Genomic DNA, 11,602 nt, shown 5'->3' on the forward strand with positions numbered 1-11,602 from the left:
CTGATCCGCCCGGGGCGTCCTACGGGTTGGAGCCGACGCCCGCGGCTTCGCCGAGCCAGTCCAGGCGGCGCTGCTGCTCGGGCGGGATGGTGGCGTCCTCGCCGCGCGGGCCGACGTTGAGCAGCAGATTGCCGCCGTCGGACCTGACGGTCGCGAGCAGCGCGGCCAGCGCGTCACGGCTGATGAAGGAGCCGTCGCCCGAGTTCCGGTTGTAGCCGAAGCTGTGGTCGATGCCGCGGGTGATCTCGAAGGGGTCGGGGCCGGTGTAGCGGGAGTACTCCGGTGTCCTGAAGTCGTAGTACGGCGGCTTCTTGGGTACGAAGCCCTCGTCGCTGACGACCGTGCGGCGCTCCCAGCTGTTGTACGCGGCCCGCAGACCGGGCACCCGCAGCGCCCGCCACAGGGGTGTGTACGGGTAGAGCCGGTCGTTGACGACGCCGTGCGGGACGGTGAACCGGTAGTACTCCACCAGGCTGCGGATCCCGGCGCGCCCCGCGGGCCAGGCGATGTCGTTCCAGAGGATGTCCGGGTGGTAGCGCCTGATCAGCTCCCGCAGCTGGGCGTCCGCGTAGGCCGGGTAGGCGCCGCGCGGGACGGCGGCGACGGTGTCGGCGCCGGTCGCGATGGGGCGCGGCTGGAACGTCCAGTCGAGGCCGCCCGAGTAGTAGATACCGAAGCGCAGCCCCTCGGCTCTGACCGCTTCGGCGAACTCACCGACGACGTCGCTCGGGGTGTGCCAGCCGGTGCGGTGCGGATTGCGCACCTCCGACGGCCAGAGGCAGTAGCCGTCGTGGTGCTTGGCGACGAGGACCGCGTAACGGGCCCCGGCCGCGCGGAAGCGGCGCGCCCAGTCCGCCGGGTCCCAGCCGCTCAGTGCGTCCGCGAAGTCCCCGCCGAAGGCCGTGTACGGGCGGCTGCCGTAGGTCTCGCGGTGGTGTGCGGAGACCGGGCTGCCGGGGAAGCGCAGGGAGTTCTCGTACCACTCGCCGTACGAGGTCCAGCCGAGGTGTGCGCGCCCTGCGGGGTCGTACGGCGGAGCCCACCCCGGCACGGACGCGGGTGTCCAGTGCACGAAGATCCCCAGCTGAGCCTGTTGCCACCACGGAGCGACCATGGTTGAAGTATTGATCATTCCTGGGGGTGTTCGTAAGGGCGCCCGGCCTGTGAACTGCGGATCACCTCGCGGTACCACCGGTAGGAGTCCTTCGGGGTGCGCCGCATCGTCTCGTAGTCCACGTGGACCAGTCCGAACCGCTGGGCGTTCCCCTCGATCCACTCGAAGTTGTCGGTGAGCGACCAGGTGAAGTAGCCCCGGACGTCGACGCCCTCGGCCATGGCCGCGTGCAGGGCGCGCAGATGGCCGTCGAGGAAGTCGATCCTGCGGGAGTCCCGGAGGCCGTCGTAGCTGCAGCCGTTCTCGGTGATGTAGAGCGGCGGCAGCCGGTCGCCGTAGCGGCTCTCCAGCTGGATCAGCATGTCGCGCAGCCCGTCGGGCACCACCGGCCAGCCGAAGTCGGTGACGTCGTACCCGTCTATCTCCCTGAGCCCGAAGGGCAGTTCGGGCGGTATGCCGAACCCGGCGAAGGTGTCGAGGGCCTGCGGGGCCGGCGCGCCGACGAGGGTGGGGTTGTAGTAGTTGACCCCGTACCAGTCGAGCGGGGCCGAGATGGTCTCCAGGTCTTCGGCGACCGGTCCCGGCATCAGGGCCGCGAAGTTCTCGTCGGGGTAGGCGCCGGTGAGGAGCGGGTCGGCGAACAGCCAGTTGGAGAGCGTGTCGTAGAGCCCGGCCCCGAACCGGTCCTCCTCGCTCTCACCCGCCGTCCATACCGGGGTGTGCGAGACGGCGATCCCGATGTTCGAGGCCCCGGCCGCGCGCAGCGCCCCGACGGCGAGTCCGTGCGCGAGCAGCTGGTGATGGGCGGCGGGCAGCGCGTCGAAGAGCAGTTTCTTGCCGGGGGCGTGCTCGCCCAGCGCGTAGCCGAGGAGCGTCACCTCGGCCGGTTCGTTGATGGTGATCCACATCGGGACCCGGTCGGCGAGACGTTCGGCGACGGCGCCCGCGTAGTCGGCGAAGCGGTACGCGGTGTCGCGGTTGAGCCAGCCGCCGCCCTGTTCGAGTGCGAGCGGGGTGTCCCAGTGGTAGAGCGTCGGCGCGGGGGTGATGCCCCGGCCGCACAGCTCGTCGACGAGCCGGTCGTAGAAGTCCAGACCCGCCGGGTTGAGGGCGCCCGAGCCGTCCGGGACGACGCGCGGCCAGCTCACCGAGAAGCGGAAGGCCCCGGCGCCGAGCCCGGCGAGCAGCGCCACGTCCTCGCGGTAGCGGTCGTAGAAACCGGTGCCGAGCGAGCCGTCGGCGCCGTCCTTGATACGGCCGGGCCGGGCGGCGAAGGCGTCCCAGCCGGACGGTCCCTTGCCGTCGGTACCCGCCGCGCCCTCGGTCTGGAAGGCGGAAGCGGAGGCACCCCACAGGAAACCGGGCGGGAAGGCGGGCAGTGGCGGAATCCTCATGGATCGGGACCCTAATGGCCCGAGTGCGCTCGCTCCAGCCCCTGATCTTGTCAAGATGAGACCCGGAGAGACGACCTGCGCGACCCAGTCCCGACGACACGACCGAGGGGAAGCTGTGCTGTTCGAGGTGTGGGCACCGGAGAAGAGCGAAGTCACGCTGGAGCTGGCCGGGCGGGAGCTGGCCATGGAACGTGATCCGCTGCGGGCGGGCTGGTGGGCCGTCACGGCGGATGCCGCGGACGGGGACCACTACGGCTTCCGGCTCGACGGCGGCCCTGTGCTGCCCGACCCGCGCTCGCGGCGTCAGCCCGCGGGGCCCGACGGCCTGAGCGCCGTCGTCGTGCACGACGCGTACCAGTGGCACCAGGAGTGGCCGGGTCTGGCCCTGCCGGACGCCGTGCTGTACGAGCTGCACGTCGGCACCTACACCCCCGAGGGCACCTTCGAAGCGGCGGCCGGGCGGCTGGGCCATCTGGCAGCGCTGGGCGTCACCCATGTGGAGCTGATGCCGGTCTGCCCCTTCCCCGGCCGGCACGGCTGGGGGTACGAGGGGGTCTCGCTGTGGGCGGTGCACGAACCGTACGGGGGCCCGGTCGGTCTCAAGCGCTTTGTCGACGCGGCTCACGAGCACGGGCTGGGGGTTGTGCTGGACGTGGTCCACAACCACCTCGGCCCGTCCGGCAACCATCTGCCGTCCTACGGCCCGTACTTCACCGACACCCACCACACCCCGTGGGGCTCGGCGGTCAACCTGGACGCGCCCGGCTCCGACGAGGTCCGGGCGTTTCTGCTGGGGAGCGCGCTGGCCTGGCTGCGCGACTACCGGATCGACGGGCTGCGGCTTGACGCCGTCCACGCGCTCGCCGACGGGCGGGCGCTGACCTTCCTGGAGGAGCTGTCCGCCGCCACCGACGCGCTCTCGGCCGGTCTCGGGCGGCCGCTCTTCCTGATCGCCGAGTCGGATCTCTGCGATCCCCGGACGACGACCCCGCGCGAGGCGGGCGGACTTGGCGTGCACGCCCAGTGGAACGACGACTTCCACCACGCCCTGCACACCGCGCTGACCGGTGAATCCCAGGGCTACTACGCGGATTTCGCCCGCGCGCCGCTGGCCGCCCTGGCCAAGACGCTCACCCGGGTCTTCTTCCACGACGGCACGTACTCGACGTTCCGCGGCCGGAGCCACGGCCGCCCGGTGCACCGCGCGTCGACGCCCGCGCACCGCTTCGTCGGCTTCTCGCAGACCCATGACCAGATCGGCAACCGGGCGCTCGGCGACCGGCTCTCGGCGGCCCTGTCCCCCGGTCTGCTGGCGTGCGCGGCGACCCTGGTGCTCACCGGGCCGTCCGTGCCGATGCTCTTCATGGGCGAGGAGTGGGGGGCCGCCACTCCGTGGCAGTTCTTCACCGACCACACCGATCCGGACCTGGCGGAGGCCGTAAGGAACGGCCGGCGCCGGGAGTTCGCCGAGCACGGCTGGGCGGAGGAGGACATCCCCGATCCGCAGTCGCCCGCCACCAGGGAGCGGTCCTGTCTGAACTGGGGCGAGCTGGACGGCGGCCACCACTCGCGGCTGCTCGCCTGGTACCGCGAACTGGTCGCGCTGCGCCGCACCTGCCCCGACCTGGTCGACCCGGATCTGGCCGGGGTCAAGGTGGCGTACGACGAGGACGCCCGGTGGCTGGCGCTCCGCAGGGGCGATCTGCGGATCGCGGTCAACCTCGGCGCCGAGGCGGCCAGGATCCCGCTGAACGGGCGCGGCGGCCGGATCCTGGCCTCCTGGGAGCCGGTCCGGCCGCCGGGCCCCGACGGTCTGCTCCTGCTGCCGCCGGAATCATGTGTCGTACTGACGGATTCGTAGGGGCCCGTCACCGGTGAGGTGGTGCGGGCCGGCGGCTACTCGACGATCGCCAGCTCGCGCCGGGTGGTGTTCAGCCGCCGCCCGCCGTCCCCGGTGACGGTGACGATGTCCTCGATCCGCACACCGAAGCGGCCGGGGAGGTAGATGCCGGGCTCGACGGAGAAGCACATACCGGGCACCAGCGGCTGCTCCTCGCCCTCGATCATGTACGGGGGCTCATGGGTGGTGACACCGATGCCGTGGCCGGTGCGGTGGATGAACTGCTCACCGTACCCGGCTTCGGTGATGATCGCGCGCGCCGCCCGGTCGATCTCCTGGCAGGCGACGCCGGGACGTACCGCCCGGCAGCCCGCGTCCTGCGCCTCCCGGACGATGTCGTGCACCCGCTGCTCCTCGGCGTCCGGGGCGCCGACGTGGACGGTGCGGGAGGTGTCGGAGCCGTACCCCTCCTTGAGCCCGCCGAAGTCCAGGACGACCATGTCGCCGGTTTCGATGACCCGTTCGCCCGCCTCGTGGTGCGGGTTGGCGCCGTTCGGGCCGGAGCCGACCACCGTGAAGTCCACCTGTGAGTGCCCGAACTGCCGCAGCAGCGCGGCCAGATCGGCGGCGACATCGGTCTCCCTGCGCCCGGAGAAACGGACCTTGAGGATCTCCTCGTACGTCGCGTCGGCCGCGGCGCCCGCCGCGCCGAGGCGCGCCAGCTCGGGCGCGTCCTTCACGGCGCGCAGCATCGGCAGGGCCTCCGTCAGTGACTGGTAGGAGCTGTCGGGCAGGGCGCGCTGGAGCCCGAGCAGATGCATCGCCCAGCCGTTGTCGCTGACCGCGAACCGGCCGTCGGGGCTGAGGAGCGCGGCGGTGATGCCGTACGGATCCTTCCCGTCCGTCCAGTCGAGGAGGGTGAGCGCGGGTGCGCCGACGGCGTGCTCCGCGTCCGCGGCCTCCAGCGTCGGTACGACGAGGACCGGGTCCTGCCCCGGGGTGATGACGAGCATGGTCATCCGCTCGGTGGCGGCGGTCGGCCGGTAGCCGGTGAGATGGACGAGGTCGGGGCCGGGGGCGACGAGCACTCCGGCGAGTCCGGCGTCCGCCGCGCTCTGTGCGGCACGGGCCATACGGGCGCGGTAGTCGTCGGCGGTGAACGGTACGGGTTCGGTGGACATGGCCCCATCCTGCCGGGCCGCGTCCGGAGACGCGACGGGGTGTTCACCGCACCGACCGGGTTGAGCCGCGGTGCATAGGGTGGCGGGTAGTGGACAGTAATCCACCCTTCCCTGCGGGTGGTTCAGAGCTGCGGTGCCGCGGGGCCAGACGGCGTGCTCAAGAGACGCGGTCATGGGTTCCTCCCGGATCGCGGGCGGTCAGGGTGTGCGAGCGGCCGTCACTCGGCTCCCGGGCCGCCTGAGAAGAACGCGACCATCTGCTCAAGACCGTGCTCGCCGAACATGGTCCGGAGATTTTCGGCAGACTCGGCGGCCGAGACTTCGCTGCGCGGGAAGAGCGCCTCCTCGTACGTGGCCAGGGCGGCCTCGATGTCGCCGGGGTGGGCGGCGATGGCCCGGCCGAGTTCGGCGCCGTCGAACATGGCCAGGTTGGCGCCCTCTCCGGCGAAGGGGGACATCACATGCGCGGCGTCGCCCAGGAGCGTCACACCGGGGACGTGGCCCCAGCGGTGCCCTATGGGCAGCGCGTGGATGCGCCGGGGAACCAACGGCCCGTCGGCGTCGGCGATCAGGCCGCGCAGGTCCTCGTCCCAGCCGTCGAAGTGCGACAGGACCGCGGACTTCGCGGCGGGGCTGTCGCTGAAGTCGATGGTGTCGAGCCAGTCCTCACCGGTCTTCAGCGCGGTGTAGACGTGGAGGCTGCCGTCGGCCTCCCGGTGGGCGAGGATGCCTCGCTGGTCGCCGAGGCAGATGAAGAAGCCTCCGCCGATGACGGCGGCGCTGCGCGGGTGGCGGGTCTCGGCGTCGTGCAGGTCGGCCTCGACGAACGAGATGCCGGTGTAGGCGGGCATCGCGTCCGACAGCAGCGGCCGCACACGCGACCAGGCGCCGTCGGCGCCGATCAGGAGGTCGGTAGTGATCGTGGACCCGTCGGTGAACGTCACCTCGTGGCGGCCGCCGTCGAGAACCTGGGCGCCCGTCACCTTCCTGCCCCAGCGGATCGTTCCGGCCGGCAGGGAGTTCAGGAGCAGATCGCGCAGGTCTCCCCGGTCGACCTCAGGGCGGCCCCTGTCCTTGTCGTCCTCTTCGGACACGTGGACGGTCCCGTCGGGTCCGAGCAGGCGCATGGCCTGACCGCCCTCGTGAATGATCTTGCGGAAGTCCTCGTACAGTCCGGCGGCATGTAACGCCTTCTGACCGTTCTCGGTGTGGATGTCGAGCATGCCGCCCTGGGTGCGGGCCTCCGCGGAAGCCTCCAGCTCGAAGATGGCCGACTCGATGCCGTTGACGTGCAGAACCCTGGCAGCGGTGAGGCCCCCGAGACCTCCGCCGATGATCGCGATGGGGTAATGGGTGCTCATCAGGTCCTCCATGGGGATGGTCGTGCGGGAGAGCGAACCGCGCGGCAAAAAGGGGCGACCGCGCGGTGCTGGGCGTGCGGCCGGCTCCGGTGAGAGCAGCCTGTGTGGACCCCTCCAACGTAGCGAACATGTTCGTTGCGAACAAGTTCAGGCACGGGGGTGCAGGGCTCCTCGCGGCCGGCCGGCCGACGGCATCAGCGGGCATCCCGCCCCGAGCGCAGGGCCCAGGCCGGTATATGACCTGTTCGGCGGGGACGGGCGGTGGCTTGCTTCGGGTGTGGAGGGACGAGAGGGCGGTTCAGCCCTCGGCCCCGGGAACCGGGGTGTGGAGAATCCCATTGATCACCACGTTGAAGCCCCAGGACATGCGGCTCTCCTCCGACCCGCCGAGCAGGGCAGGAAGATGCGCCTTGATCGCGGGATGAGTGGCCTCGCCCACCTCGTTCACAGCTCGTGCCAAGGCGTTCCAGTCGTCCTGGCTCGTGGGGTCGTGCTGCTGCGTCCCATGCTCCGCGGCGCATGCCGTGGCGTGCTGGAGCAGCTTGTCGACGCCCCAGGCCACGCGCTCCGGGGCCGCACCACTGCGGGCGAGCAGCTCCAGGAGACGCTCCACGAGATTCAGGTAGTTGGCGCCACTGGGGCGCGCGACGAGAGCCGAGCGGGCCAGCTGCGGATGCTCGAACAACACGTAGGTGTAGGAGACCAGGACCGCGGTCAGCTGATCGCGCCAGCCGGCTCCGGCGTCGTCGCCGGTCAGGTCGACCTCACCGAGCAGGGCATCCAGGATGGCCGCGTGCAACTCGGCGGTATTGGCGACGTATACGTACAGCGAGGCGGCGCCGGTGTCGAGTTCCTGCGCCAGTCGGCGCATTGTCACCTTCTCCAGCCCTTCAGCGCGCATGGTCCGCACGGCGGTATCAACGATTCCCCGCCGGGTCAGGGCAGGCTTGGACGGGCGCTCGCGGCGGCTGACCGGTTCTCTTCTGGCAGTCATATCTTCGATCGTAACGAACGCGTTCGTCACGCGCGGCGCTTCGGGGCCGAGGTGAAAGTGCGGCCCGTTCCTCGTCCGACAACATCAACTCGGCCTTCGGCCGCCCGGAGTGTCCGTGCCGAGGCTGGACGCAGCGGAGCGGGCTTCCTGGCCGCTCAGGTCTGAATGAACGTCGAGGTCGGCAATACCCGCAGCTTCGCCTCGGTATTGAGGGCATCCGCCCCTTGCGCCGCGAGAGTTTTCGGTCGTGGGACCGGCAAGAATCCGCCGATGTCTCACTGTGGCGTGCCAGGAGCATTCTTCAGCGGGCTGGATGGTTCCCTGCCCATACCGTGGGGATTCGGCCTGACCACGGACTTGCCTGTTCGAGTTGTCCGGCGAGGCGGAAGAGCCGGCCTTCGAGGCCATATCCGGCGGCGAACTGCATACCGACCGGGAGCCCCGTCCCTGCGTCGGCCGTCACGGGTACGGACATGGCGGGCGTGCCGGCCACGTTGAACGGCATGGTGAACGGCGACAGGTCATTGATGCGCTCGATCCAGCCGAGGCCGTCCAGTGTCTCCGCACCCTCCGTATGAGTACCCAGAGACACGGGAGGCTCCGGCAGGGCCGGCGTGAGGAGGATGTCGTACTCGTCGAAGTACCGCGCCAGGCTTCGGGCCACCCGGTTCCGCATCGCCAGAGCGGTGTGGAATTGCGCGCCGCCGACCCGCTGCCCGTAGTGGTAGCCGGCGAGGGTCGCGGGCTCAAGGGTCGAGGAGTCGACGGGACGGCCGAAGGCGGCGGCCAGCCCGTCGACCAGGGTGGCGAGGTTCACCGTCATGAGTCGGGCGTTGGCCAGGACGAATTCCTCCCAGTCGGCGCCGAGGTCGACCTCAACCTCCTTTACCTGGTGACCGAGGGATTCAAGCAACCGCACGGTGCGGGAGAGGGCGTCGGTCACCGGTGCGGTAGTACGGCGTCCGCCCCACGCCTGGGCGAGGACACCGATTCGCAGCGAGCCAGGATTACGGGTGACTTCCTCGGCGTACGGCCGTGACGGCTGCTGGGCGAAGTAGGGGTCGCCCGACTCCGGGCCGCGTATCTGGTCGAGCAGTACCGCACTGTCGCGTACGGTGCGGCTGACGCTGCCGTGCACGGCCAGGCCGCTGAAGACCTCGTCGACGTCGGGCCCCATGGACACCCGGCCACGGGTGGGCTTGATCCCGAAGAGGCCGTTGTAGGCGGCGGGGATACGGAGCGATCCGGCGGCATCGGTGCCATGGGCGACCGGAACCACCCCGGCGGCGACAGCGGCGGCCGCGCCGCCACTGGATCCGCCCGCGCTGCGCTCCAAATCCCACGGGTTACGGGTCGCGCCGTACAGCGCTGATTCCGTCGAGATGCCATAGGCCATCTCCGGTGTCGCGGTGCGCCCGAACGTCACGAGGCCCGCGCGCCGGAAGCGCTGCATCAGCGAGGAGTCGGCGCCGACGACGTTACCGGCCGCCAGGCGGCTTCCCAGCTCCATCCGCCTCCCGGCCATGGCCACCGCGATGTCTTTGATCAGAAAAGGGACGCCGGCCAGTGGTGTGCTGCCGGGGACAGGTTCGTCGTCGGTCAGCCAGGTCTCCACGACGGCGTTGATCTGCGGATCAACTGCCTGCACAGCCTCGCGCGCAGCTGTCTCCAGCTCGGCGGGGAGTACCGCGCCCTTGGCCACCAGCTCCGCCAGCCCGACTGCGTCGAAGCCCACATACTCAGAAACTTTCACTGCCACTCCCTGAGAAGAACGATACCTTCGAGTACCGAACGATACTCTACGGTATCGAAGGGGTCGGACTGGTACCGTAAGAGAGGTTGTGAACCGCACGATCGACCGGAGTGACGGAGTAGTCATGGCATCGACCCTCAGAAGGCCAAGCAGAGTGGCGAAGCTGCCGCCTCGCGAGCGCATTCTCGACGCGGCCGAAGAGCTCTTCCAGAGGGAAGGGATCCGGCAGGTAGGGGTCCAGACAATCGCCGACAAGGCAGAGACAACCAAAATGGCGATCTACCGGCACTTCGAGACCAAAGATGCGCTGGTCGCGGAGTGGCTGCGGATCGTCGCCGCGGACTATCAGGCGGCCTTCGACCGCGTGGAGACCGAATACCCCGACCGGCCCGAGGAGCAGATTCTGGGCCTGGCCCGCTTCATCGCCGAGGGGCTGCCGGCGATCTCATACAGGGGCTGCCCATTCATCAACTCCCTCGCCGAGCTGCCCGACCGCCTTCATCCGGCACGGCAAGTGATCGAGGACCACAAGGCCCACCAGACCCGCCGACTGATCGCCATGTGCACCCAAGCCCAGATGCCCGACCCCGGACAGGCCGCGGCCGAGATCACCTTCGTACTCGAAGGGGCGCAGGTCAGCACACAGAACGGAAGCATCGATCAGACGGGAGACCGCCTGATGAAGATCGTCGAGGGAATCGTGGACCGGCACCGCTCCCACCTCGGCGCACACAGGGCGGCTGACTGACCGCCCGCGCCCCCGCCCGATACGCTTCTTCACCTGAGAAGTGCTTCTTTCCGCGCCGCACCCACATGGAAGCGGATCTACGGGCACCACCCGCTGATGGGATTCGTCGACCACGGGCCGGGCGGCACCGGGGAGCCGGTGGCGGCCCTGCTCAGGCCGGGAAACGCGGGCTCGAACACCGCGGCCGACCACATCACCGCCGCTCAACTGGCCTTGTCCCCGCTGCCGAAGGAGTACCGGCGCGGGCGCCGGACCCTGATCCGCACGGATTCCGCAGGCGGCACTCACGACTTCGTGGCCTGGCTCGCCCGGCGGGGACGGTGGCTGTCCTGTTCGGTGGGCATGGCGATCACCGAGGCGATCCACAGCCACGTGCTGAAAGTTCCCACCTCGGCCTGGTCACCAGCCGTCGAGGCGGACGGCGACCCGGGCCCCGCCCAGGCCAGCTCGTCCGACCTGCCCGAGCACCCGGACTACCCCCCATCCTCACCGTTTTCAGAGATGCGGCACGAGCAGGTCGGCCCGGTCCCTGGTGCGCTCGATGAGCCGGGCGTTGGCCTCGTCGGACCGGTGCACCCAGCGCTCGGCCTCCGCGCGGCTCCTGCCGTACCGGATGTGACGCTCGATGAGTCTCCGGACGCGGGCCTCGTTCCCGGGGCTGCGCGGGCTTTCGTCACCGATGAACCAGGCCTCGTCGAGCAGGGCCCTCGCGCGCGGCCAGTGCAGCAGATAGTTCCCCTCGGTGATCACGAGCGGAACGCCGGGGGCGACCGCCACCGATCCCGCGACGGGCTCCTCCAGCGCGCGGTCGAAGGCGGGCGCGTACACCACGTCGCTGCCGGGCGTACGCAGCCGGGCGAGCAGGGCCACGTATCCGGCCTCGTCAAAAGTGTCGGGGGCGCCCTTGCGGTCGGCGCGGCCGAGGCGGCGCAACTCGGCCCCGGCGAGGTGGAAGCCGTCCATCGGGACCACGACGGCGCTCGGCCCGAGGGCGTCGGCGAGCCCGGCGGCGAGGGTGGACTTCCCGGCGCCCGGCGAGCCCGCGATGCCGAGGATCCGCCGGCCCCCGGCGCCGGCGAGCAGCCGGGCGCGGTCGATGAGGTGCTGCGCAGTCATGGCGGCCATTGTCGCCACAGCGGCAGCCGCCGCGCGAGTGGTACGTATAACTCGTCAGTCGTTAGCCTTCCTGCCAGGACCTCTACGGGAACCGGTGGAAC

9 protein-coding genes and 1 pseudogene are annotated in these 11,602 nt (G+C 70.4%); 3 read left to right on the top strand and 7 right to left on the bottom strand.

What is annotated here, in order from left to right; translation table 11 throughout:
* Positions 1–19: 19 nt before the first annotated feature.
* On the bottom strand, positions 20–1,114 hold the full coding sequence (locus OG452_RS06130) for an alpha-L-fucosidase (protein WP_327294596.1): 1,095 nt from the start codon (positions 1,112–1,114) through the stop codon (positions 20–22).
* A gap of 14 nt (positions 1,115–1,128) precedes the next feature.
* Entirely contained in the window at positions 1,129–2,508 is a 1,380-nt protein-coding gene (locus OG452_RS06135) for a GH1 family beta-glucosidase (RefSeq protein ID WP_327294597.1), read from the bottom strand.
* 115 nt (positions 2,509–2,623) lie between these two features.
* On the opposite strand from OG452_RS06135, the gene treZ reads away from it, so the two are divergent.
* Positions 2,624–4,369: a malto-oligosyltrehalose trehalohydrolase gene (treZ, locus tag OG452_RS06140; RefSeq protein ID WP_327294598.1), complete on the top strand. Its 1,746-nt coding sequence runs from the start codon at positions 2,624–2,626 to the stop codon at positions 4,367–4,369.
* A 35-nt stretch (positions 4,370–4,404) separates the two neighbouring features.
* On the opposite strand, the gene OG452_RS06145 is transcribed toward treZ, so the two are convergent.
* From OG452_RS06145 to OG452_RS06160, 4 genes are all read right to left on the bottom strand, one after another.
* On the bottom strand, positions 4,405–5,529 hold the full coding sequence (locus OG452_RS06145; RefSeq protein WP_327294599.1) for an aminopeptidase P family protein: 1,125 nt from the start codon (positions 5,527–5,529) through the stop codon (positions 4,405–4,407).
* Positions 5,530–5,747: 218 nt separating this feature from the next.
* Positions 5,748–6,890 (bottom strand): FAD-dependent oxidoreductase, encoded by a 1,143-nt coding sequence (locus OG452_RS06150; RefSeq protein ID WP_327294600.1) that lies wholly within the window; start codon positions 6,888–6,890, stop codon positions 5,748–5,750.
* Between the two features lie 298 nt (positions 6,891–7,188).
* Positions 7,189–7,884, bottom strand: coding sequence for a TetR/AcrR family transcriptional regulator (locus OG452_RS06155; RefSeq protein WP_327294601.1), 696 nt, complete (start codon positions 7,882–7,884; stop codon positions 7,189–7,191).
* Positions 7,885–8,185: 301 nt separating this feature from the next.
* A complete protein-coding gene (locus OG452_RS06160) occupies positions 8,186–9,637 on the bottom strand; it encodes an amidase (RefSeq protein WP_327294602.1) in 1,452 nt (483 codons plus the stop codon).
* Positions 9,638–9,761: 124 nt separating this feature from the next.
* Between OG452_RS06160 and OG452_RS06165 the strand changes: the two genes are divergently transcribed.
* Positions 9,762–10,385: a TetR/AcrR family transcriptional regulator gene (locus OG452_RS06165; RefSeq protein WP_327294603.1), complete on the top strand. Its 624-nt coding sequence runs from the start codon at positions 9,762–9,764 to the stop codon at positions 10,383–10,385.
* Between the two features lie 54 nt (positions 10,386–10,439).
* A pseudogene (locus OG452_RS06170) lies at positions 10,440–10,811 on the top strand (transposase); the annotation flags it as partial.
* Between the two features lie 69 nt (positions 10,812–10,880).
* On the opposite strand, the gene OG452_RS06175 reads toward OG452_RS06170, so the two are convergent.
* Positions 10,881–11,501 carry a nucleoside/nucleotide kinase family protein gene (locus OG452_RS06175; protein WP_327294604.1) on the bottom strand — a complete coding sequence of 207 codons (621 nt, stop codon included), beginning with the start codon at positions 11,499–11,501 and terminating at the stop codon, positions 10,881–10,883.
* Between the last annotated feature and the right edge of the window lie 101 nt (positions 11,502–11,602).

This window comes from Streptomyces sp. NBC_01197 (genome assembly GCF_036010505.1).
Lineage (GTDB): Bacteria > Actinomycetota > Actinomycetes > Streptomycetales > Streptomycetaceae > Streptomyces.